The following is a 22,758-nucleotide window of genomic DNA, read 5'->3' on the forward strand; positions in this document are numbered from 1 at the left end:
GAGAAACCGCGCAAACCTGTTAGTTGCGAGGTTCCTTTACGCCCTTCTCCAGGGCCTTCCACGCCAGTGTCGCACATTTGATCCGCGCGGGAAACTTGGCGACACCTTGGAGCGCTTCAATGTCTTCCAGTGGAAACTCGTCCGTATCTATATCCTCTCCTTGCATCATGTCCGAAAACAGCTGCACATAACGCAAGGCGTCCTCGACAGTTTGACCTTTGACCGCTTCCGTCATCATGGACGCGGACGCCAAGCTGATGGAGCAACCTTCCCCCATGAACCTGGCTTCCTCTATCTTACCATCTTTGATCCGCATCTGCAGGGATACTTTGTCACCGCAGGTAGGGTTGTTCAGATCGACGGAAACGTCCCCGTCCTCCAACCGTCCCCGGTTGCGCGGCTTTTGGTAATGATCCATGATAACACGGCGGTACAAATCATCCAAAGACATTTCCAAAATACTCCTTCACCTTTTGCAGCCCTTTGACCAGCTGCTGGATATCTTCTTCGTCGTTGTACAGATAGAAGCTTGCCCGGGCTGTAGCTGTAACATTGAGCCAGCGCATCAACGGTTGAGCGCAATGGTGGCCGGCCCGTACGGCGATCCCTTCGGCATCCAATACAGTGGCCACATCATGGGGATGAACATTGTCTATATTGAAAGTGACCAGACCCGTCCGGTTTTTCAGGGGGCCATAAATCTCAAGACCTTCCACTTTTTGCAACTCTTCTACCGCATAGGCCGCCAATTGACGGTCGTGCTCCTCGATCGTATCCATCCCGATGGATTCCAGGTAATCGATTGCTGCTCCGAGTCCGATGGCACCGGCAATGATCGGGGTACCCCCTTCAAACTTCCAGGGGAGCTCTTTCCACGTGGATTCGTACAGATCTACATGGTCGATCATTTCTCCGCCAAATTCGATCGGTTCCATTTTCTCCAGCAGAGCTTCTTTTCCGTACAGGACACCGATACCCGTCGGCCCCACCATTTTGTGACCGGAGAAAGCCAGAAAGTCACAATCGATCTCCCGGACATCCACTTTCATATGGGGAACACTCTGTGCGCCGTCGATGACAATCACGCCGCCCTGTTGGTGTACCAGTTGAGCCAGTTCTTTTACCGGAAACACGGTGCCCAGCACATTGGACACATGAGCGATCGCGACCAGCTTGGTGTTCGGCGTAATAACGGCTTTCGCTTTTTCGATGTCCAAAGTGCCGTCCGGTTCCAGCTCGAAGTATTTCAGCGTGGCACCGGTGGCTTTTGCCGCCTGCTGCCAGGGAATCAGGTTGCTGTGATGCTCGGAAGGAGAGAGGACGATTTCATCCCCTTCCTTCAGATTGGTCCGGGCGTAGCTGATTGCGACAAGGTTCAGCGCTGTCGTCGTCCCCCGGGTAAAGATGATCTCCTTGGTTGATGCGGCGTTGATGAAACGGCGTACTTTTTCCCGGGCTCCTTCATACCCGTCGGTCGCTTTGGTACCGAGGGTATGTACGCCGCGGTGCACATTGGAATTGTACTGTTTGTAGTATTCTTCCACCGCTTCAATCACTTGAAACGGCTTCTGGGAAGTTGCCGAACTATCAAGATATACCAGAGACTTTCCGTTTACCTGTTGGTCAAGAATCGGAAAATCCTGTTTAAATCGGTTCATGGTTTCAATTTCCTTTCGATTTCGCCGTACAGACGTTCACGCAGCGACTCGATCGGAATCGTGTCCAGCACCGGTCCGACAAAACCGAAGATGATGAGCCGTTCCGCTTCCGCACGGGAAAGACCCCGGGACATCAGATAATACATTTGAATCGGGTCGATTTTCCCCACACTGGCGGCGTGACCTGCCTTTACGTCGTTTTCGTCAATAAGCAGGATCGGGTTGGCATCCCCGCGAGCTTCCCGGCTCAGCATTAACACTTTTTCCGCCTGTACGCCGTTGGCTTTGGATGCACCTTTTTCAATCTTGGTAATTCCGTTCAAAATGTTTTGCGCTTTATCCTTCATCACGCCGCGAGCCATGATATCACTCTCGGTATGGGTTCCCCAGTGATGGACGCGGGAGGTGATGTTGCCCCGCTGTTCACCGGCACCTACCGTGATGGATTTGACTAATGCGATTCCGCCTTGGCCACGCAAATGGGTGGTATTGTCGGAAACGGTACGTCCCTCATTCAATTCGCCGATAATCCATTCCATATGCCCGTCTTTATCCACTTCGGCGCGACGGTAGGAGACGTCCACCGTGGTATCGTTCAAAGTGTGCAATGCTGCCACGCGAACCCGGGCATTGGCACCGACGAACACTTCCAGAGCACCATTGAACACGGCGTGGGTATTTTCATCGGCAATGTAATTGGCTACGACATTGAGACTGCTGTTATCCTCAGCCATAACCAAGAGATGGGGCAGCAGGCCTGCTTTCTCCCCGCTGGCCCAGAAAAGGGTTTGGAAAGGAGCTTCCACTTCAACATTGCGGGGCACATAGAGAAAAGCACCGCCGCTCCACAACGCTGCATGCAATGCAGCCAACTTATGCTCATCAGGCTGAAGCGCCTTGGTCATAAAATATTTTTTTACCAGTTCCGGATGTTCCCGTACAGCCGTGGCCAGATCTGTAAAGATGACGCCTTTCTCTTTCAAAGCTGGGTCGATTTGCTGTACCACCGGACTGGAATTCTTCTGTACGATCAGGTTGTCATCCGCCTCTCCGGATAACAGGGATTGCAGATGTTCCGGAAGATCCTTGGCGGATTTCACCGCTTCTTCCGGTTGATAGGCCGGGAAGCTGGTGAAGTTCCAACGCGTGATATTGGTTTTCTCCAGTTTGGGGAGGCGGAGTCTGGATGCGGCCTCCAGGGCTTTCAAGCGAAATTCGAGCATCCACTCGGGCTCTTGCTGGGACTGGGAGAGTTGGGTGACAGTTTGACGGTCAAAAAGTTGTTCGGTATCCACACTCATCGCTAACCCTCCCGACTCAAGCTTTGGACTCGACGGTTTCGTCTTCGATGCCCAGCTCTTCTTTCACCCAGTCGTACCCTTCGGCCTCCAGCTTCTCTGCCAATTCCGGACCACCGGACTTCACGATGCGGCCATTCATGATTACATGCACAAAATCAGGCTGGATGTAATTCAACAGACGCTGATAGTGGGTAATGATCAGGACACCCATCTCCGGGCTCTTCATGGAGTTGACGCTTTCGGCCACCACTTTCAGAGCGTCGATATCCAGACCGGAGTCGATTTCGTCCAGGATGGCAATACGCGGTTCCAGCATCATCATCTGCAGAATCTCGTTCCGTTTTTTCTCCCCGCCGGAGAAGCCTTCGTTCAAGTACCGCTCAGCAAAGGATTCATCCATGCCCAGTTTGGCCATTTTTTTATCCAATTGCTTGATGAATTTCATAATGGAGATTTCATTGCCTTCGCCCCGTTTGGCGTTGACCGCGCTGCGAAGGAAGTCGGAGTTGGTCACACCGGGGATTTCGCTGGGATATTGCATCGCCAGGAACAGACCGGCCCGGGCGCGCTCATCCACTTCCATTTCCAATACGTCTTCGCCGTCCAGGATGACGCTGCCCTTGGTCACCTCATATTTGGGATGGCCCATCAACGCAGAAGCCAGGGTGCTTTTGCCCGTTCCGTTCGGCCCCATGATGGCATGGATCTCGCCCCCGTTGATTTCCAGATCCACCCCTTTGAGAATTTCTTTTTCTTCAATGGCTACATGCAGGTCTTTTATCGTCAGTTTGGGTGTCGACATGCTCTCATTCCTCCATTGTTCGGATCCACCATTTTTATCAACAAACCGACGGGATACACGGACACGCGTCGAGTTTGCAGGCGTAAATGGTTATGTTACGATATATCTGAAAAACAGGCGAATTTAGAGTGATTCTCACCTGATTCTCATTCCATTCTATATCATGTGGGGTGGGGATTCAAGGGATGTGGAGACTGTTTCACACCCTTGGTTTATTGTATGTTTTCCAGCCGCACAAGTCCCGGCGCCAGCCGCTCCCCGTGGCTTTTGTCCGGTAATCTCCGCTTTGACAGTCATACTCCACACAGCAACACGGGTAAGAACTCTCACTTGGCTCTTTCTACTAACGAAGCTGTTTTCCAAGGAGCTTCTTTGTGATCTAAAGGAGGAAACCAAATGATGCGTTTACAAGGAAAACACGTCGTCTGCCTCGTCGACCATGAGTTTGAAGACCTTGAACTCTGGTATCCCATCATTCGTCTGCGGGAAGAAGGGGCGAAAGTGATGCTCGCCGGTCCGGAAAAAGGTGCGCAGTATACCGGAAAATACGGTGTTCCCGCCACTGCCGACCTATCTTACGATGAACTGGATGCCGATCGATTCGACGGGGTGTTGGTTCCTGGCGGTTGGGCACCGGACAAAATCCGCCGCTCCCCGGAAGTACAGTCTTTCATCCGGGCGATGGATGAAGCCAATAAACCGATCGGTCAAATTTGTCACGCCGGTTGGGTACTGATCTCCGCCCATATTTTAAGAGGGAGAAAAGTAACATCCACCCCTGGGATCAAAGACGATATGACCAATGCCGGTGCCGAATGGGTAGACGAAGCCGTCGTCGTAGACGGAAACCTGGTTTCCAGCCGCCGTCCCCCGGACCTGGCGCCCTATGCCAAAGCCTTTGCCGATGTGTTGGCCCAAGGCTGAGCCATGGACCGGCCCATCCGCTGTATTGAATGCTACAAGCGACGCCCCGGAGGGCGATGCGACTTTTGTCCGCTACACAAACAGAACCGGGATCGTTATCAGCCCGTCGGTGACGGGTGGTACGTGCGCAAAGTAGAACGGCAACAACAGCATAGTCCCGCCCGGAAGTCAGACTCCCTGCCGCCGTCCACAGACGGTCAGGAAGACGGGTAACAACGGGAGAGAAACAGCGGCCTCTACCCAATGTACCCAAATGATAAAAATGTATAACCGCGGGAGCAAAGGTGGATACAGCACGACTTGGTAGCTTCGCTACCAAGTCGTGCTTGTTTTCTGTGCAGGGTTCTCTCCCCGATCTCCCCTTGAAATCTCCATTATTATTTAACAATCCTTGTTCGTTCATCCTCACTTTCCCCTTGGCATCCCGCGGCCAGCTACAGGGTTTCAACAGTTCATTGCGGACTCAAGAATTTCAACCCTACAATCCCTCCGACAATGAGCAAGATACAGAGAAACCGCATCATATCCCGCGACTCTCCAAACAACACCATGCCCAAGATGGTGGTCCCCACGGCTCCGATTCCCGTCCAAACCGCATAAGCCGTACCCACCGGGAGTGTTTTTAACGCTTTGGATAAAAACTGAAAGCTGAGAATCATTGCCGCCACGGTGAAAATACTGGGCCATAAACGGGTAAAGCCATGGGTATATTTCAACCCGATGGCCCATCCCATCTCAAACAATCCGGCAATGATAAGGTAGTACCAAGCCATTGTCCTGCCTCCTTGTTCCGCCAAAAAGCGAACGGGCCGAAGCCCGCCCCGATGAATGTGGAAAAGATTATTTTTTTAAGCTCCCCCAACATCCTGGTTCTTCTTTTCCCGTTTTAATCGTTGAACCTCCTGATCCATTTTTCCCGTCAACATCAGGACGAACATGCGAAAATCCGCCAACAAGGACCACAAGGGATGGCCGAAGGTGGCTGGTTTATTTCCCTCCACAAAAAAATGACTGTACCAAGCCAACCCGTAAGCAATCACCGGCGCCAACAACACAAACCATCCGTTTACCCAGAGAGCCAGCCCAAGGCAAACCACCACCGATGCCGTTCCGACAAAATGCCAACGCCTCGTCTCCGGTTTACTGTGCTGAGACACATAAAAGGGCCAAAACTCCTCAAAACTTTTAAATTCCATTTTCAGCCCTCCCCTTCGGATTTTGAAACAAGCCACCACCCTCGGTTTTGGAACATGTGCAAGCGGATCACTGATGATGCCCGTCTGATTCTGCAAATATAGACGCGTGCCATTTTTAGTATAATAAACATAAAGAAAGACTGATGAAAAGAGGTGAACTTTTGAGCACAGCGCAACTTACAGAACAACCCAAGAAAGAACACCGAAAGCTGAGCAAAGGAACTCTGGCAAAAAGGATCATCCTGATCACCCTGGGAGCATTGTTCGTTGCAGTGGGTTTGGAAATCTTTTTGGTGCCCAACCGCGTGATCGATGGCGGAATCGTGGGTGTTTCGATCATCTTGTCCCACCTTACCGGGGTCAAACTGGGAGTGCTCTTGTTTTTGTTCAACATGCCCTTCTTTTTCCTCGGCTATAAACAGATCGGGAAAACCTTCGCCCTCTCCACATTATACGGCGTCATCGTCTTGTCGATCGGCACGGCCTACCTCCATCCTGTAGAAGTATTGACAGAAGATGTTCTGTTGGCATCTGTCTTTGGCGGAATCATTTTAGGTATCGGTGTCGGGATCGTGATTCGATACGGGGGATCCCTTGACGGTACAGAAATCCTGGCGATTATGTTTAACAAGCAGCTGCCTTTCTCTGTGGGTCAAGTGGTGATGTTCTTCAACATCTTTATCCTTGGAAGTGCAGGCTTTGTGTTCGGATGGGACCGTGCCATGTACTCCCTGATCGCTTATTTCATCGCCTTCAAAACCATCGACATTACCATTGAGGGATTTGATGAAACCAAGTCCGTGTGGATTATCAGCGACATGCACCGCGAAATCGGAGAAGCACTGCTGCACCGTTTGGGACGTGGAGTTACCTATCTGCAAGGAGAAGGTGCTTATACAGGGGACGATAAAAAAGTGATCTTTTGCGTCGTCACCCGTCTGGAAGAGGCCAAGCTGAAGTCGATCGTGGAAGATATCGACCCGGAAGCATTCCTGGCTGTCGGAAACATCCATGACGTCAAGGGCGGCCGCTTCAAAAAACGGGATATTCACTGAAAGAAAAAGGCCGCCTCCATGCGGCCTGTTTACGTGACAGAGTCGTAGTATTCACGTGCCTTCATTTTTCGGTCAGTTGCAGGAACCGGTCCACATCCTCATGCACGACGCGGATGGCGGTTTGCCAAAAATCCGGCCGGGTCAAATCGACTCCCAGGTGTTTCTGTGCCAAACCTTCCACGGTCATGCTGCCGGTATCTCGCAGCAGGGCCACATAACGGTCGGCAAAGGCAGGGCCTTCTTGTTGGGCACGGGCATAAATCCCAGTGCTGAAGAGATAGCCGAAGGTGTAGGGAAAGTTGTAAAAAGGCACACCGGTGATGTAAAAGTGGAGTTTGGAAGCCCAAAAATGAGGATGGTATTCCTCCAATGCACCCTGGAATGCCTCTTTTTCGGCTTCCAGTGTCAGCTGGTTCAAGTCTGCCGCCGTTAACAGACCCTTGCTCCGTTTCTCATAAAAACGCGTTTCAAACAGAAAACGAGCATGGATATCCATGAAGAAAGCGACAGCTCTTTGCAATTTGTCTTCCAGCAGTGCGATCTTCTGTTCTTTGGTGGACGCATGCTGAATCGCAGCATCGGCCACAAGGGTTTCGGCAAAAGTGGAAGCCGTTTCCGCCACGCTCATACTGTAGCGCCGCGCCAAAGATGGCAGATCCCGCATCACATACGAATGGTAAGCATGACCCAACTCATGAGCCAGGGTGGCCACATTGGAAGCCGTTCCCGCATAGGTCATAAAAATACGGGATTGTCCGCTTTCCGGAAAGGTGGTACAGAAACCGCCCGGCCGCTTGCCCGGTCTGTCTTCCGCTTCAATCCACCGCAGTTCAAAAGCCGTTTTGGCGAAATTGGCCATGGCAGGGCTGAATCGGCCGAACTGTTCCGTGATGAAATCGGCTGCTTCATCGTAGGAAACCTTCTGTTCCTTAGTGCTGACCGGTGCATAAATGTCGTACCAGCTCAACGCTTTCAATCCCAACAGGGACGCTTTTCGTTTCATGTATTCCAATATTTTCGCTTTGTTTTGGCTGATCACATCCCACATGGTCTGGAGGGTTGCTTCCGACATGCGGTTGATTTCTACCGGTTCTTTCAGTACCGAATCCCATCCCCGGTTGCGGTATAGATTCAGCCGGTAACCGGCCAAGTGATTCAACGCGGACGCACACAGATCCGATTCTTTTTCCCAGGCTTCCGACAACTGTCGAAAAGCCCGCTGACGGGTTTGACGGTTGCTGCTGTGCAACTTGTTGTTGGCCTGACCAACGGACAACTCTTTGACTTCCCCATCCTCTTCAAAAGGGATACTCATCCTGCCGACGATCGTATCGTACAAATCTCCCCAGGCATGGTACCCGTCGACAGACAAATCTCCCACCAAACTTTCCAGTTCGGGTGCCATTTTTTCCTTCGCCCGGCGACGCTGCTCTCTCAGTTTAAAGGAAACGGGTTGAATCTCCGAATCCTTCAGCAATGCGTCCCAGTCCTTTTCCGAAACTTCCAGCATTTTCTGATCCAAACGGGTTCCCGTTCGATGAAGCACAGCATCCAATTGGCTCAAACGTCCCTGCAGCAGCTTTGCCTGTTCATCTTTTACATTTTGGGCCGTTAAACAGGATACAAAAGAATGGGCTTGGCTCAACCGAGTGCCGATATTTTGCAGGAAGCGAATCACCTTTTTCCAAGCCTCGGTATCCGTTACTGGAAGCTCCTTGACCTCGGTATCAAAGGTTTGTGCATCTTGTTCCAAACGCTCCACATACTGCTTGAATTCCTTCGATTGGCTACCCCCTTTGAAGAAAACATCCAAATCCCACTTCATCGTGTATCGATGCGCTTTCATTATCCCCACTCCCATTTATGTAACTTCTTCCAGACCCCATTATATCACTTCGCTTACACCGAAAGTGGATTCCTTCCTCAACGAAAAAAACCGGCCTTGAGGCCGGTTTTTTACGCACTCTCAGTTACCACGCGCTGCGCTTTTCGATACTCGGCATCGCGGGCTTTTTCCACTTCCAATTGTTTATCCAAGCTTCGTGTATATTCATCATAGGTGACGTCGTGAGCATTGTACATGGCTTTCGCCATCGGTTCTGTTATTTTCGGCGCGTTAATGAAAAGCATCTCCTTTTATCGATTTTCGAAGCCATTGTATCACGCTCTTTTTCCATCCATCAAATGGAACCAGACTGTTTCTCCATGGTTCACAGGGTATTCTCCGTGTTCAGGAGAAACCCTCCCCTTTTCCTTCCGAATTTGAGGGGATATCCCCTCCCGTACTCATTTACGCTGTGCACTCTCGCTCAAGATGGCACTCCATCTCAGTAAAAGGGTCCGTCATTCACTGAACCAGCCCTGTTCCTCTCCGCAGCTGTTCCAGCGCGTCTTGCAGCAACGTCACAGATTGGGACATGGCCGCTCCACCGCCGAAAGCACCCGAAACCGCGGCGGCTTCCAATACTTCCATGTCACTAGCCCCATGATCCACACACCCTTTGGTGTGGTAAATAATGCAATACTCATCGTTAGCCAGACAAGCCAACGCAACACCGATCAGGTGCTTCATTTTGGCGGACAATTCTCCATCGGCAAAACAAGCTTCAGTAAAGCGGTTATACTCCCGCGCCACTTCCGGCAGTTGCTTTTCAAACGCCCCCAGCCCTTCCTTGTAATCTTGCAGAGCTTGTTGCACAAAAGAACCCTCCATCGGGATCCCTCCTAAATATGTCGAGTGAATTCCCGTCTATTGTTTGATGTTCTTTTGGCAAACATGCACTTTCATTCTCCAACTCTCAGGACGATTTTGCCGATGTTGCGATTGGATTCGATATAGCGATGGGCTTCCTGGACATGATGCCAGTCATATACAGAGTCAATCACCGGTTTACATTTGCCCGTTTCAAACAAGGGTAGCACCTGCTCGGCAAACTCCTGAGTCAACTGGGCCTTGTAATCCAAATCCCGGGACCGGAGAGTCGTTCCCATCACATGGATGCGTTTCATCAACAGTTGGAGCAAATTAACCCCGTCCACTTTAGGTCCGCCCAACGTACTGATAATGATCAGCTTTCCGTCGACGGTGAGGGTTTCGATATTCTGCTGCCAGTAGGGGGCGCCGACAAAGTCGAGGATCAGATGTACTCCTTGCTCGGAAGTGGCTTTCATCACGGACTCGACAAAGGGCCCTTCCTTGTAATTGATGGCCGCGTCTGCTCCCAGCTCTTTACAAAAGCGCAGCTTTTCTTCCGATCCCGCTGTCACGATGACATGAGTCCCGTGTTTCTTGGCCAGTTGAATGGCTGCGGTGCCTACGCCGCTCGCCCCAGCATGTATCAGTACACGCTGTCCTTGCTGTAAATCCCCCAGCCAGAACAAACACTGATAGGCGGTCAGGAATACCTCCGCCACAGCCGCTGCTTCCTCAAAGGAGAATCGTTCCGGCACCGGAAGTGCTACGGATTCGGGAATAACGGCAAACTCTGCGTAGCCCCCGCCGGGAAGCAGACCGAATACCCGATCTCCCGGCTGAAAACGGGAGCACCCCGGTCCCGCTTCCTCCACGACTCCCGCCATTTCCAGTCCCAGCAACGGGCTGGCACCGGGCGGCGGAGGGTAATGCCCTCTCCGCTGCATCACATCGGCCCGGTTTAAAGCTGTTGCCTTCACGCGGACCAGCAATTCCCCTTCCCCCGCTTGCGGGGTGGGGTATTCTCCCATTACCAGCTGCTCCGGCCCCCCGGGTTCCTTGACTAAAATCGCGCGCATTCCAATCTCTCCTTTCTTGGTTAACAGCCTGTCACTTCCAACATGTTCGCACCCAGCTTCTCCATGCTTCGTATTCAGTTGACCCTTTATTTCCGTTCCTGCAGCATCCGGACAATGTTCGTAACCGCGTTTCGCGGCATCAAACGGACCAACTGGGCCAACAAGGCGTTTTTCACACCGGGAATCACTACGGTTTTCCCTTTTTTCAACCCGTCATAACCTGCCCGGGCCACGGTTTTGGCATCCATAACCCCTCGCTTGAACAACAGGGTTCCTTCCATCTGCGCCCGTTGGCCAAAACCCGTTTCAGTCGGACCGGGACACAATGCAGTGACGGTAACGCCCGTTCCCTTCAGTTCGTTGGCCAACGCCTCGGAAAAGGATAGCACATATGCTTTCGTGGCATAATAGACCGCCATAAACGGCCCCGGCTGGAATGCCGCAGTGGAGGCTACATTGAGAATCTTTCCGTCTCCCCGCTCGATCATGCCTTTCATCAGGCGTTTACACAGTTCTGTCAAGGCAATAATGTTAAGTTGAATCATGCCGGCTTCTTCGGACCACTCCGTTTCGGCAAAAGCCCCGTTTAATCCGAAGCCGGCACTATTCACCAAAATATCGATAACCAGGCCACGCCGCTCCAGCTCCCGGACAATGGCTGCCGGAGCTTCCGGGATAGACAGGTCTATGGGAATGACGTGCACCGAAATGGTGTACTCCCGTTCCAACTCTTCTTTCATCTGTTCCAGTTTATCCTGACTTCGCGCGGTTAACACTAAGTGAACATGGTCTTCCGCCAGTATCCGGGCCAGTTCATACCCGATCCCGCTGGAAGCCCCAGTAATCAACGCTGTTTTCTGTTTAACCATGCATGATCCCCCTGTTTGTCATTTGGCTGGCTCTATCATAGGTTAACTATACGCAAACGTCAACATCTCCGTTTTCTGCGAATGGTTAACCTTTGACGTTAACCAATTGCAAACCTATAATAGAAAGATACCAATACTGGTAAAGGGGGGGACAAATATGTCATTTCCAGCCCGGTTGAAGGCCTTGCGCCGTCAACGTCAGTGGACACAAGAACAGCTGGGGAAAAAAGTGAACGTCACGAAAGCTTCCATCTCTTGCTACGAAAAGGGCACACGAACACCCGATTTGGAGACCCTACACCGACTGGCTGATGTATTGGAAGTATCCACAGACTATTTACTTGGCCGGGAATCGAATGCAGCAACACTCCCCCGTTCTGATACCCATGATCCGGCCCTGTGCCAGTGGTTTGATGAATTGCTCAAAGCGCCCAAGGAATGCCGTGAGGAACTGCGCAAAATCTGGGAAATTATCAAGGGCCGCGGGAAAAGCGAATAACCAAACCATCCGCTTCTGTACATCAAGAAAGAGCTTTTGACATAAACGGGAGTGACTGTTGTGGGAAAACTGCAAATCAATACAGAAACCTATGATGGGGTAACCCGTTTCTCCATGCGTTACCGCATGCTGGGCAACAATTTTCACGTGTCCTTATACTATGTAGACGGATTGTTGATGGAGACGGGTCCCGTCCGCGCTCGCCACATGGTGGAACAGTTTGTCGCCGACCATCCGGTTGATAGAATAGCCCTGACACATTTTCATGAGGATCACAGCGGTAATGCCGCCCATCTAAACGCCCGGTTCGGGATTCCGGTAACCGCTGGTCCGGAAACCGCGGCCCTGCTGAAAAACCCCGATCCAATCCCCCGTTACCGGCAGTGGATATGGGGACAGATGGAGGCAGTTTCCTGCACGGTTTCCGATGTCATCGAAACTTCCCGTCACCGTTTTCGTCGTATTTTCACCCCGGGCCACTCGCCGGATCACTCCATCTGGTTGGAAGAAAACCAGGGGTGGGCTTTCACCGGCGATTTGTACCTGGGAACCCGCTTGACTTACGGCATGCGGGGTGAATCTGTCAGCCAATTGATCCAATCCATCCGAACCCTGTTATCTTTCCCCGTCGCCACGGTATTTTGCTCCCATGCGGGAATTATTCGAGAAGGTAGAAAGGGACTCCAAAAAAAGCACGATTTCTTAACATGGCTGACCGAAGAGACTTTGGACCTCCATCAACAGGGGGCTCCATCGAAGGAGATCGCTCACCGCTTGCTCCAACGCCGACCGGCGGTCGAGTGGTTTTCCGGCGGGGAGATGTCCCCGGTCCATCTGATCCGATCGATCGTAAGCGAACATTCGGGGGTGGGCTCATGATCCGGGTCACCTTCTCCCATCTTGACTACAATGTATCGGATCTGGCCAAAGCGAAAAGCTTTTATGATCCCTTGATGGGCTTTTTGGGCTTTCACAAAGAACACGAAACCGATCAGTGGATCTTGTATTCCAACGACAGGATGAAGCTGTGCCTGGTTCAGAGCGAACCGCCCTATGATCAAATGGGCTTCCATCGGAAACATCCCGGGTTGAATCATTTCGCCTTTCAAGCTGTTTCATCGAAGGATGTGGATCAGGTTGCCGATTTCCTTCAACGGCAAAACATCCCCATTCTTTACGACAGCCCCCGCAACTTCGATGAAGATGGACTGTATTACGCGCTATTTTTTGAAGATCCCTTTCGTCTGAAGCTGGAAGTGGTATACAGCCCGGACTATTTTCCCCGTTCCCTTTGACAATCCCGCCGAAATTGGAGATAATATTTTTACAATTCGGTGAAATCGGATATATATGAAAGGCGGGGATCCGATGGCAAGCAAAGCAAAATCGGTGACAAAAGAGAAGCCGTCCGCACAGGAAAGCGCATGGAAACACGTCGCTTGGTTTGTTGTGATGATGATCCTGACCGCTATCTCCTTTGTGTTGGTGGGAACCGGACAGATGGGCACTTCCATGCTGATTCCCGCCATTTTAATCTTGGCCGCCCTGCAAGTGGTGATTCAGTTGTTTACGTTTATGCACCTGAGCGAAAGGGGCAGTTTCTTCCCCCTTTTCTTCATGGGCGGTGGTATCCTGGTCGCTGCCACCGCCATCGTGGCCATGCTCTATTGGGTGTAACCGGTAAAAAACGCAGCCCCCGGTCGGAGGCTGCGTTTTCAAATGGAGAAATAAGGTTGCTGCCCGAACAACCAACACCTAAAACAAAAGAAAAGGAAGCCGACTGCTTACAAATCTTGAGGTTTAAAGGTCTTGCAGTCCGTCTCTTCCGAATCGCTGGCCTGGCGGCCTCGCTGGCTGACCACATAAATCTGGTCGGCTCTGCATTTGTTTCCTTCGCCCCAGTAGGTGCAGTTGTTCACTTCGCACAATACGTCTCTGGCCATGAAAATCCCCTCCTTCTCTCCTTTATTATGGCCCTTTCCCCCTTGCTCCAACTCGTTTTTCATGTCTAACAAATTACGCCAGCTGATCAAAACCGTCCTGTCCATTGAAAAGCCAAAATCAATCCTCCCAAAATCGACACATAGATGGAAAACCATTTGAGGCTGCCCGTCTGCAACAAGCGGATCATCCACCGTACGGCGATGTATCCAAAGAGCGCAGACATGATTGTCGCCACCAGCAAGGAAGAAAGGGGCAGACTTTCTGCGCTCCCTTGCAGCATGTCCTTTCCTTGCAATACCACTCCACCGGCGATCGCGGGGATGGAGAGGAAAAAGGAGTAATGGGCCGCAGTGGAACGGTCGATTTTGCGGAAGAACGCTGCGGCGATGGTCAAACCTGATCTGGAGATGGCCGGGAGGATCGCCGCACCCTGAAACGTCCCGATGATCACCGCATCTTTCCAGGTCATCTGTTCCAAACCTTTTTGACCCCGATCCTTCCAACGGTCCGCCACCCAAAGCACCAAACCGGTAGCGAGGAACTCCCAGCCGATGGTCACTCCGGTCTTGGAGACCTCTTCAAAGAGATCCTCAAAGGCCAAGCCAATCATCGCAGTCGGCACAGTCCCCCATACCAGCAACGCGCTCAACCGGCTGAAAGGGTGTTGCAGCAGATAGAGCAACTCGCGCCGGTATACCGCTACTACAGCGGCCAATGTCCCGACATGCAGCATCGTGTCCAAAAACAATCCGGCTTCATCCAACCCAAACCAATGTCGGCCCAGATATAGATGGCCGGTGCTGCTGATCGGCAGAAACTCCGTCAACCCCTGGATCATGCCCAAAACCATGGCTTCCACCCAATCCATTCCCCGACCCCTTTCTCATTTCTTCAAACCCCTCCTGTCTTACCCTTCCAGCAAACGGCCGATCTCCCCTACCACTACGGGAAAAGGAACGGTTTCATCGTACACTCCGGCGATCTGTTCAGTCCGATCAATCAGCACCGAAGCCGGAACCGACTGGATACCAAAAGCGTCGTATACTTCCCGGCCCCTATCTCCCAATACCGGAAACTGAAAACCCATCTTTTCGATATAGGCGGGAACTTTTTCCGGTTCCGCCTCTCTCCCGGTCACATTCACAGTGAGAAAAACAAAATCCGGATGACGCAAGTTGCGGAAAAACACCTCTTTTTTCGGCAAATCCGTCTGACAAGTCGGGCACCATGTCACCCAGAACGACAAGAGAACCACTTTGCCCCGGTAATCTGTCAGACAGACGGAGGACTGATCCCGAAGGGAAGGCAGACAAAAATCAGGTGCTCGTTCCATCATGGTATCCCTCCTTTCTTTGTTCGTGGAAAGGACGATATTTCCTGGGAAAACTTAGAGACGGACAATAATCAGACCGGCAAAAATCAGGATGAGGCCCATTGTCTGCAACTTGGACAGGCGTTCCCGAAACAGGAGAATCGACAATACAGCGACCACTAGACTGTTGGTGGCAAAGATCGGAGCGACGATACTGGCCGGGCCTTCTACCAGCGCTGCCGCATACAATTGCATTCCGCCAAAAGAAAAAATCCCCGCCAAAGCTCCCCACCAAAACCCTTTTTGCACTGAACCGGCAACATGCTCCCTTCCTTTTCTCCTCCAGCGAATCCATTCCACCGTAGACCAGATCCAGCCGAACAGATAGGAAACAAACAAGATGGGGGTTCCCGGCAGATTTAGCTCATCTGTCACTTTCAATCCTCCGTTGCGAAATGTAAACAACAGCGTCGCCAAGAAGACCAACACATACCACCGTTTGTTGCGGATGGCCAAGGTTTCATCGGGATCGATGGGAATAAGGAGCAAAGCCAGCAACAACAAGCCCACACCCAGGCTTTCCAGAAGGGAGAGTTGCTCACCATACACGATCACAGAAAAGAGAATAATGAGCAAAATATTGGTATTGACCAACGGCGAGGTCAAACTGGCCGGTCCTTCTTCCAATGCTTTCATAAACAGCCAGTTTCCTGCTGCACTTCCCAAACCGACGACCCATCCCCCTATCCAGATCGAGAGGTCCAGCCGTACGTCGCCGGTATAGAGCATCCACCACGCAAACCCTAATGTCCCGGTCAAATACAGCCCCCACAACAAGGGAACAACAGGGCATCGTTGAACGGAACTGGTTTTCATCAAGAAACCGGACATCCCGAAAACCACCGAACTGAACAGCGCCAAAACAAACCACACGAGCCGTCGTTCCTTTCTCTGTCAGTTTTTAGTTTCAACGCCTAACATTATCATGACCGCAACGATTCGTCCAGAAATAGCCCAAGGTGGTTTGTCCCTTTTACATACATAATCTCCACCGGAGAAATCATGCATGAAAACCTTGCGGAATTTTGTACTATGGCGACTAAAGCGGCACATCGGGGGACACGTTAGAAAAAGAAAGGGGATGAGCCTATATGCCTCGCAAGAAAACCCGTTCATCGGTTCCACCTCATAACGATCCATTGGAGCAGGTATTCACTTCGACACCAAAGCGAAAAAAGAGTTCCGCAGAGAAAAAAGAACAACCCTCCGACCCAGATTCCCACCCTCCCCGTTCTTCCCGATGACAGGTGGTCGATTCTAATAGGGTACAGTCAAATGAGACTGCTTATCATCAACACATTTTCAACGGTTTTATTAACCCTAACTGATTGTACCAATTATCAGGAGGTTATCTTGACTATGTACCATGGGGGCACGTCAATTAAAAAAGTGCCATTGGAAGGGTCATTGGCAGTCGCGGGGACTGCCACATGCACGTAGGATTGAATCACATTTTTATAGGGGAGAACTGTTGAAAAAACAGGAGCTGTATTTAAGTGTTGGAAAATCTTGATTTGCGATTAGTATCGACTCATCAAAACATCAAAGCGAGAACAGCGGCGATTTATCTATACTTAATCGAGCTAACTTAAAATCCTATGTTGGTAAAACAGCATACTTGCATACTTGTATTAGAGAGCACCGAAGATTGTTAAATTCAGAAGGAGCTAAAGGAAGATGAAACAATCTTTTATTAAATGACTGGATAAAATACGGAGAAAACCAGTTTAGCTTTTTTATATTGGAACATCATGTGTACTTACTTTGCCCCTGATGGCACCTTCGCTGGACATTGCTCGGTTATCAGCGAGTGTCTTAAAACCCACTGAAGAAAAATAATTGATACTTTTATTTTGATACTGACTTTTGGGATTCTATCAAACCGCATTCCACCATGGTACGCGGAACAACGAAGACAGTATCAGAAAAGACAACTCTATGGACACATCACTGTGTTTTCCATTATTCCCTATCTATCGTTCCACTTTTGGATTTATCTCGGACTTACCTCAAAGAATGTCCACATGTTTTCCCTCGCGCACATGATTCAAACTTGACTCCCTGAGCGTATCATTTGGATTCCAAGCGTATACAGCGTCACAGTTTGCACATGTTATGGATGAACAAGGGAGGGATTTTAATTGGTGGAGATGAGTTGGCTATACCTATTAAATACGTTCTTTATGTTAATCTTAGCGTTCCGCGAGGTACGCAGGCCGCGAACGGGTAATTACGAAACGTCCCACGTATGGTTCCGACGAGTATAAAGCCTTTTTGAAGGAACTAAAACCTGCTTTGTATCATCACTACGCACATAACAGCCATCATCCAGAACACTATGGAAACGGCGAACTTGTTCGATATCGTGGAAATGTTCTGCGATTGGATGGCAGCGGCAAAGCGTCATGACAACGGAGATATCCGGAGGGGTCTTAAGATCAACCGGGAACGGTTTAAAATGAGCGACCAGCTGTATGAGATATTCGAAAACACGATTAATAGCTTGGGGGAATGATCTGTGGACTCCCCTTTATTTTTCCCTATATAATAACAGATGATTCTACGTTAGATGAGCTCTCTAATCACCTGAACGGTTTGTTGTTAACGGGAGGTGGAGACGTGGATCCCGCACTGTTTGGGGAAGATCCGCTTCCTGGTTTACAGGAGGTCATTCCGGATCGGGACCAAATGGAAATTGAACTTGTTATGCGACTCCTTGATATGGACAAACCGATCTTACAGTTTGCCAGGGCTATCAGGTTCTTAATATTGCTGCAGGAGGTGACATTTATCAAGACATGTACACGCAGCGAGATGGTTTATTGTAGCATAATCAACATGCCCCTCGTAACCATGCCTCTCACGTGATAGATGTGGTTTCAGGCTCAAAATAGCATCAGATCGCAAAACGGAAAGAATTCCGGGTAAACAGCTTTCACCACCAAGCGGTACGCAAGCTATTTAGGAAAACGGCGCAAAGCAGGGACGGCATGATCGAAGGATTTGAAAGCACACGACACAATTGCAAAAGCATTATTTGAAACTTTCGTGCAAGCGTGTACCAAAATGAATCGTCCCCTAATGGATTCTGCGCCTTAAGAGGAGCCTTGCTACCAAATGCCCCGACATCCTTAGCCATTTTATATTTATTGGATTAATTGCGGATTTCGTAGCGTTGCTGGTTTTACCCATGCTGATCGAGTAAAACCATTCGTGTATATCTAACTAGAGAAAGGCGGGCTACCCGTGTCGTTCAACACTTCTGAAATCGTCAGCTCCTTAATCTCTGCCGGGCTGATCGCCATCGTATCGATCATTCTTTATGCTGTGGTCAAAGGAATCATCACCCGTGTAGCGAAGCGGAAACTGAAAAAAGAGAACGGGAACACAGGACGTTTGCATACACTGTCCTCCTTGCTGACAAGCGTAGCCGGATATGTGATCTTTTTTATCGCGATTGTGGCCATTTTGAATGAATTCGGCGTCAATACCTCTGCGATTATCGCCAGTGCCGGGATCGTCGGATTGGCGATCGGCTTCGGTGCTCAAGGCTTGGTCAGCGATGTGGTGACCGGTTTTTTCGTGTTGGTGGAAGACCAGGTCAATGTCGGTGAATACGTCACTGTGGGCAATTACTCCGGGATCGTGGAAGAAACAGGGTTGCGCCTGTTGAAAATCCGGGATTTCAACGGCGATCTCCACTTTATCCCCAACCGGGAAATCGGTTCGTTGACCAACCACTCCCGCGGCAACAAACAGGCGTTGGTAGATATCAGCATCTCCTATGACTCTGATATCGATGAAGCCATTCAGGTATTGCAAGCCAAATGCGATGAACTGAAAGAGCAATTGCCGCAAATTGTGGAAGGCCCCAACGTTCTCGGCGTGCAAAATCTCGGTGCCTCCGACGTTGTTATCCGGATATTGGCCCGTACCCAAAACGGCGAACAGTGGGCTGTAGAACGGGAATTGCGCAAAGGTCTGAAAGCAGCATTGGACCAAGCTGGCATCGAAATTCCCTTCCCGCATCAGACCGTGATTCACAAGAAAGAAACGTAACAGGGTAATCCGTACCGCCTTCGGGCGGTTTTTCCTTTAGATGTGGAAACGGCAATGCTACAATAAAAAATACGAGAAATTTCAAGGGATCAATCGTCGATACGGAGGAAAACAGCGATGACACAACTGGATCAACTCAAATCGGAAGCAGCCACCCGTGTCTCCCACCTGCTGCCGAATCAAACCTTCCAGCAATTTGAGGATCTCAATACCCGCATGCTCATTGCTGTGACCTGCATGCATCATGGACACAAAGAGCTTGCCTACAAATTGTTTGCCACCATCGCCGAAGCAGGCCCGCAAGAAAACGAAAACCGCCATTTTGCTTATGTGCGCAGCTTGGCGGAAATGGCGGAGATCGAAGCGGAACGGGGGGATTTTGCCGACGCGGAGGTTCATATGGCGGAAGCATTGAGAGAATACCCTGAGTCCATGAACTATATGATGAGCCGGGTACACCTTGAAGTATACCTGACTTACTACCGCTTCCAAGCCGGAAAAAAAGAAGAGGCATTCCGGGAGCTCCGCTCGATCATTGAACGGGAAACCCGCCGTTTCCATGCAGCCGATTCCCCGGAAGACGGCCGCAATCTGGTAGGTCCCGGCCTGTGTTATGCCATCCATCAACTGGCCTTGTTCCATGCGGAAGAAGGAAATTGGGAACGGGCGGTGAAAACATTTCAAGAAATGCGCCCCTTTGCCAACGAAATCGATCCGGACAAGTGGGATGAAGCTGCATCGTTGACTGAACAAGGCCGCTGGGAAGACGCATTTCATCTGTTGACCTCCTCCGTCTCTTACGAAGCTCCATGACCTTCAGGAAAAGAGCGATGTTGGGCGCGGGATTATCTCACGGTCTGGGATTAGATAGACGTGACATGGATCTGTTCGATTATTATTTCGTTAGACGAAAGGGTTGCGTTATACTGGAGAAGTAGTGATGCGTCTACATATCCCAATCACTGAGGAGGTCTCGTCATGCCCACCCATTTGCAAGATACGACCACTCTCAACAACGGCGTTAAGATGCCCTGGTTTGGTCTGGGGGTATGGAAAGCCGAAGAGGGGGAGGAAGTAGAGCAAGCGGTAAAATCGGCTCTGCAACACGGATACCGCAGCATTGACACCGCCGCCATCTACAAGAACGAAGCCGGTGTCGGCAAAGCGATCCGCGAATCGGGCGTTCCCCGTGAAGAGATCTTCGTCACCACTAAGGTGTGGAATTCGGAGCAAGGGTATGATTCCACCCTGCGCGCTTTTGAAGAAAGCCTGCGCTTGTTAGGTCTGGAGTATGTGGATCTGTACCTCATCCACTGGCCGGTCAAAGGCAAGTACAAAGAAACCTGGAAGGCCCTGGAGACTCTGTATAAGGAAGGCCGCGCTCGGGCGATCGGGGTTAGTAACTTTCACATTCATCACTTGCAAGACCTGATGGCCGACGCAGAAGTGAAACCCGCTGTCAACCAAGTGGAGTTCCATCCGTTGTTGACGCAAAAAGAGCTGCTCTCCTTCTGCAAGGAAAACGGTATCCAACTGGAAGCCTGGTCTCCTCTGGCTCAAGGTCAGATCCTCTCCAATGAAACGGTTCGTGCCATCGCCGACAAATACCGCAAAACTCCGGCCCAGGTGGTGCTTCGCTGGGATCTGCAACATGAAGTAGTTACCATCCCCAAGTCCGTAAAAGAAGAGCGGATTCGCGCCAACGCCGACGTGTTCGATTTCCAACTCGCACCCGAAGATATGGAACAGATCGATGCCTTGAATCAGGATAAACGTATTGGCCCCGACCCGGACAACTTCGATTTCTAAGCCGTACCAGCCCAGCCCCCTGTCTAAAAGACAGGGGGCTTTCGTCTTACTGATATAATCCTCCCTCTCAGACGTCACAGATGTGACACTCTCCAAAATATAGCGTGACTGTGGAGAGCGACACTTTACACGACTAAATGCCCTGTGGGTGCGATGACTGAGACGCCAAAAGAAATACTTTTGATGGCTCGCTTTTGGCCTCGGTCCCACTTATCAAAACGGGGTACGTAGTTCCAGAAGGGCTTCCTGCTATTCATATGGACCCTGCTGAACCTTCGTCAGCGGATTCCTCGTCCCGGCATGGTTCACTGCTCGCATCCAAACCGCCGCAAACACCAACCCCGAAGCAAGGAACGCCCATGCCCAACGGTAGGAACCCAAAACATCCGCCAGCCAACCAAAGCCGGCAGGAGCTGTGATGACCGCCGCTTGATTCACGGTCAACGCAAAACTGACTGTTAGGCCGACAGATGATGAATCGGCTCTCTCGGCGACTTCTACCAAAAACAAATTGTACCAGCCCATACCGAAAAAACCGATCCAAGCATACATCATAAGCCAAATCCAGAACGCTGCTTGCCCCGGCACTAGCACCATCGCGGATGCCCCTCCGGCAGCGGCCGCCATCGTCCAAAACAAAGGCTGCATCCGTTCCCCTTTTCACATGCGGTCACTCCACCAAGCCAAGACCATTCGTCCGATCATCCCGCTCAATAACGCTATGGAAAACAGTCGGCCCGCTGTGAGCCGGGGAATCTGCAGCTCCTCTGCTGCAAACATCATACCGTGGGATACAATCACCATCTGCAATGAAACCAACACAATACCGGCCAGCAGCACAGGGTGCAGCCTGGCAGGGAGCTGAAACTTGGGGTCTTTTTGAACGCGGGCGGTGGTTTGCGCCTCTGTTTCTTGAACAGGGCTGCGATACAACCAGCCAAAAAGAATGCCAGCCGAAACCGCCAACGCCCCAGCGAGGAATACTGCCATATCCACTCCCCGCCATTCCGCAGCCCAAGGCAATATCATCCCTGCAAGGGCGCCTCCTATTGGAATTCCCGCTTGGCGCACCCCCATAGCCAACCCGCGTTCCCGTTCAGGAAACCACTGCAAAATCACTTTGCTGCCGCCGGGTTGCGCCGTACCATACCATACACCCGTCAACAACAAGAAAAACAGCAACATTTCATAATCCGAAGCTAAGATACAGGTCCACATAAACAGCCCCAGCAACAAAGAACCTCCGCTGATCAGCCAACGCTCTCCATATCGATCCAACATCCATCCCACTGCCAGCATGGACAACAGCGGGCCGATCTGGATGACGGAAACCAACAGCCCTACCTGAAAAGCGGACAACTGCATCTCTTTCTTCCACAGAGCCGCCAAAGGTCCAACCCCGTAGGTGACAAAAGTGGCACTTGCTTGCACCCACATGGCTAGCCACAACATTCGCCACCGACCATCCACCCGCATCCCTCCTCGGGATTTATCATACG

General features: G+C 51.0%; 27 protein-coding genes and 2 pseudogenes. 12 read left to right on the plus strand and 17 right to left on the minus strand.

The features are described from left to right. Nucleotides 1-19: 19 nt before the first annotated feature. Genes sufU through sufC form a run of 4 tightly spaced genes read right to left on the minus strand, consistent with a single transcriptional unit; the run spans nt 20 to nt 3,761 of the window. Nucleotides 20-451, minus strand: a complete 432-nt coding sequence (gene sufU / locus IEW70_RS03145) for a Fe-S cluster assembly sulfur transfer protein SufU (RefSeq protein WP_188646473.1) — start codon at nt 449-451, stop codon at nt 20-22. Then, nucleotides 438-1,658 carry a cysteine desulfurase gene (locus IEW70_RS03150; RefSeq protein WP_188646474.1) on the minus strand — a complete coding sequence of 407 codons (1,221 nt, stop codon included), beginning with the start codon at nt 1,656-1,658 and terminating at the stop codon, nt 438-440. Before IEW70_RS03150 ends, sufU begins: the two co-directional genes overlap by 14 nt. Next, nucleotides 1,655-2,959 (minus strand): Fe-S cluster assembly protein SufD, encoded by a 1,305-nt coding sequence (gene sufD / locus IEW70_RS03155; RefSeq protein WP_188646475.1) that lies wholly within the window; start codon nt 2,957-2,959, stop codon nt 1,655-1,657. The genes IEW70_RS03150 and sufD overlap by 4 nt, the downstream gene beginning before the upstream one ends. 16 nt (nt 2,960-2,975) lie before the next feature. Then, nucleotides 2,976-3,761 (minus strand): Fe-S cluster assembly ATPase SufC, encoded by a 786-nt coding sequence (gene sufC / locus IEW70_RS03160; protein WP_188646476.1) that lies wholly within the window; start codon nt 3,759-3,761, stop codon nt 2,976-2,978. 399 nt (nt 3,762-4,160) lie between these two features. On the opposite strand from sufC, the gene IEW70_RS03165 reads away from it, so the two are divergent. Next, the gene (locus tag IEW70_RS03165; RefSeq protein WP_188646700.1) at nt 4,161-4,685 is read left to right on the plus strand and encodes a type 1 glutamine amidotransferase domain-containing protein; all 525 of its coding nucleotides are present in this window, start codon (nt 4,161-4,163) and stop codon (nt 4,683-4,685) included. A gap of 3 nt (nt 4,686-4,688) precedes the next feature. Continuing rightward, nucleotides 4,689-4,898: a hypothetical protein gene (locus IEW70_RS03170; protein WP_188646477.1), complete on the plus strand. Its 210-nt coding sequence runs from the start codon at nt 4,689-4,691 to the stop codon at nt 4,896-4,898. A gap of 239 nt (nt 4,899-5,137) precedes the next feature. Here the strand turns inward: IEW70_RS03170 and sugE are convergent, their stop codons facing one another. Beyond that, nucleotides 5,138-5,458: a quaternary ammonium compound efflux SMR transporter SugE gene (sugE, locus tag IEW70_RS03175; protein ID WP_188646478.1), complete on the minus strand. Its 321-nt coding sequence runs from the start codon at nt 5,456-5,458 to the stop codon at nt 5,138-5,140. A 75-nt stretch (nt 5,459-5,533) separates the two neighbouring features. Then, nucleotides 5,534-5,881 carry an Mpo1-like protein gene (locus IEW70_RS03180; RefSeq protein ID WP_188646479.1) on the minus strand — a complete coding sequence of 116 codons (348 nt, stop codon included), beginning with the start codon at nt 5,879-5,881 and terminating at the stop codon, nt 5,534-5,536. 143 nt (nt 5,882-6,024) lie between these two features. Between IEW70_RS03180 and IEW70_RS03185 the strand changes: the two genes are divergently transcribed. Beyond that, complete coding sequence (locus IEW70_RS03185) at nt 6,025-6,936, plus strand: YitT family protein (protein ID WP_188646480.1); 912 nt, start codon at nt 6,025-6,027, stop codon at nt 6,934-6,936. A 61-nt stretch (nt 6,937-6,997) separates the two neighbouring features. Here the strand turns inward: IEW70_RS03185 and IEW70_RS03190 are convergent, their stop codons facing one another. The 5 genes from IEW70_RS03190 to IEW70_RS03210 form a co-directional block, all read right to left on the minus strand. Beyond that, complete coding sequence (locus tag IEW70_RS03190) at nt 6,998-8,782, minus strand: M3 family oligoendopeptidase (RefSeq protein WP_188646481.1); 1,785 nt, start codon at nt 8,780-8,782, stop codon at nt 6,998-7,000. Nucleotides 8,783-8,892: 110 nt separating this feature from the next. Beyond that, entirely contained in the window at nt 8,893-9,030 is a 138-nt protein-coding gene (locus tag IEW70_RS03195) for a YuzK family famiily protein (protein WP_188646482.1), read from the minus strand. 253 nt (nt 9,031-9,283) lie between these two features. Continuing rightward, on the minus strand, nt 9,284-9,649 hold the full coding sequence (locus IEW70_RS03200; RefSeq protein WP_188646483.1) for a carboxymuconolactone decarboxylase family protein: 366 nt from the start codon (nt 9,647-9,649) through the stop codon (nt 9,284-9,286). A 71-nt stretch (nt 9,650-9,720) separates the two neighbouring features. After that, on the minus strand, nt 9,721-10,707 hold the full coding sequence (locus IEW70_RS03205; protein WP_188646484.1) for an NAD(P)H-quinone oxidoreductase: 987 nt from the start codon (nt 10,705-10,707) through the stop codon (nt 9,721-9,723). 86 nt (nt 10,708-10,793) lie between these two features. Further along, on the minus strand, nt 10,794-11,576 hold the full coding sequence (locus tag IEW70_RS03210; protein ID WP_188646485.1) for an SDR family NAD(P)-dependent oxidoreductase: 783 nt from the start codon (nt 11,574-11,576) through the stop codon (nt 10,794-10,796). A gap of 157 nt (nt 11,577-11,733) precedes the next feature. Here IEW70_RS03210 and IEW70_RS03215 point away from each other — a divergent pair, with 157 nt between their 5' ends. From IEW70_RS03215 to IEW70_RS03230, 4 genes are all read left to right on the plus strand, one after another. Then, nucleotides 11,734-12,075, plus strand: coding sequence for a helix-turn-helix domain-containing protein (locus IEW70_RS03215; protein WP_188646486.1), 342 nt, complete (start codon nt 11,734-11,736; stop codon nt 12,073-12,075). Between the two features lie 60 nt (nt 12,076-12,135). Then, nucleotides 12,136-12,954 carry an MBL fold metallo-hydrolase gene (locus IEW70_RS03220; RefSeq protein ID WP_188646487.1) on the plus strand — a complete coding sequence of 273 codons (819 nt, stop codon included), beginning with the start codon at nt 12,136-12,138 and terminating at the stop codon, nt 12,952-12,954. Beyond that, the gene (locus tag IEW70_RS03225) at nt 12,951-13,370 is read left to right on the plus strand and encodes a VOC family protein (RefSeq protein WP_188646488.1); all 420 of its coding nucleotides are present in this window, start codon (nt 12,951-12,953) and stop codon (nt 13,368-13,370) included. Before IEW70_RS03220 ends, IEW70_RS03225 begins: the two co-directional genes overlap by 4 nt. Nucleotides 13,371-13,443: 73 nt before the next feature. After that, the gene (locus tag IEW70_RS03230) at nt 13,444-13,752 is read left to right on the plus strand and encodes a cytochrome C oxidase subunit IV family protein (protein WP_188646489.1); all 309 of its coding nucleotides are present in this window, start codon (nt 13,444-13,446) and stop codon (nt 13,750-13,752) included. A 107-nt stretch (nt 13,753-13,859) separates the two neighbouring features. Here the strand turns inward: IEW70_RS03230 and IEW70_RS03235 are convergent, their stop codons facing one another. From IEW70_RS03235 to IEW70_RS03250, 4 genes are all read right to left on the minus strand, one after another. Beyond that, nucleotides 13,860-14,018, minus strand: coding sequence for a DUF1540 domain-containing protein (locus IEW70_RS03235; RefSeq protein ID WP_188646490.1), 159 nt, complete (start codon nt 14,016-14,018; stop codon nt 13,860-13,862). 86 nt (nt 14,019-14,104) lie between these two features. Further along, nucleotides 14,105-14,887 (minus strand): undecaprenyl-diphosphate phosphatase, encoded by a 783-nt coding sequence (locus tag IEW70_RS03240; protein ID WP_188646491.1) that lies wholly within the window; start codon nt 14,885-14,887, stop codon nt 14,105-14,107. A gap of 39 nt (nt 14,888-14,926) precedes the next feature. After that, on the minus strand, nt 14,927-15,355 hold the full coding sequence (locus IEW70_RS03245) for a TlpA family protein disulfide reductase (protein WP_188646492.1): 429 nt from the start codon (nt 15,353-15,355) through the stop codon (nt 14,927-14,929). A 51-nt stretch (nt 15,356-15,406) separates the two neighbouring features. After that, nucleotides 15,407-16,264: an EamA family transporter gene (locus IEW70_RS03250; protein WP_188646493.1), complete on the minus strand. Its 858-nt coding sequence runs from the start codon at nt 16,262-16,264 to the stop codon at nt 15,407-15,409. A gap of 1,356 nt (nt 16,265-17,620) precedes the next feature. Here IEW70_RS03250 and IEW70_RS18365 point away from each other — a divergent pair. The 5 genes and pseudogenes from IEW70_RS18365 (at nt 17,621) to IEW70_RS03275 (ending at nt 21,259) form a co-directional block, all read left to right on the plus strand. Beyond that, a pseudogene (locus IEW70_RS18365) lies at nt 17,621-17,906 on the plus strand (DUF5662 family protein). Continuing rightward, nucleotides 17,903-18,432 (plus strand): annotated as a pseudogene (locus tag IEW70_RS18370) (gamma-glutamyl-gamma-aminobutyrate hydrolase family protein). The pseudogenes IEW70_RS18365 and IEW70_RS18370 overlap by 4 nt, the downstream one beginning before the upstream one ends. A 205-nt stretch (nt 18,433-18,637) precedes the next feature. After that, nucleotides 18,638-19,450 carry a mechanosensitive ion channel family protein gene (locus tag IEW70_RS03265; RefSeq protein WP_188646495.1) on the plus strand — a complete coding sequence of 271 codons (813 nt, stop codon included), beginning with the start codon at nt 18,638-18,640 and terminating at the stop codon, nt 19,448-19,450. A 117-nt stretch (nt 19,451-19,567) separates the two neighbouring features. Further along, nucleotides 19,568-20,263, plus strand: coding sequence for a tetratricopeptide repeat protein (locus tag IEW70_RS03270; RefSeq protein ID WP_188646496.1), 696 nt, complete (start codon nt 19,568-19,570; stop codon nt 20,261-20,263). Nucleotides 20,264-20,428: 165 nt separating this feature from the next. Then, a complete protein-coding gene (locus tag IEW70_RS03275; protein WP_188646497.1) occupies nt 20,429-21,259 on the plus strand; it encodes an aldo/keto reductase in 831 nt (276 codons plus the stop codon). Between the two features lie 249 nt (nt 21,260-21,508). Here the strand turns inward: IEW70_RS03275 and IEW70_RS03280 are convergent, their stop codons facing one another. Together IEW70_RS03280 and IEW70_RS03285 are read right to left on the minus strand one after the other, a co-directional pair. After that, nucleotides 21,509-21,907, minus strand: a complete 399-nt coding sequence (locus IEW70_RS03280; protein WP_188646498.1) for an MFS transporter — start codon at nt 21,905-21,907, stop codon at nt 21,509-21,511. 12 nt (nt 21,908-21,919) lie between these two features. After that, a complete protein-coding gene (locus tag IEW70_RS03285) occupies nt 21,920-22,729 on the minus strand; it encodes an MFS transporter (protein WP_188646499.1) in 810 nt (269 codons plus the stop codon). Between the last annotated feature and the right edge of the window lie 29 nt (nt 22,730-22,758).

It is taken from the genome of Marinithermofilum abyssi (assembly GCF_014641195.1).
In the GTDB taxonomy this organism is placed as follows: Bacteria; Bacillota; Bacilli; order Thermoactinomycetales; family DSM-45169; genus Marinithermofilum; species Marinithermofilum abyssi.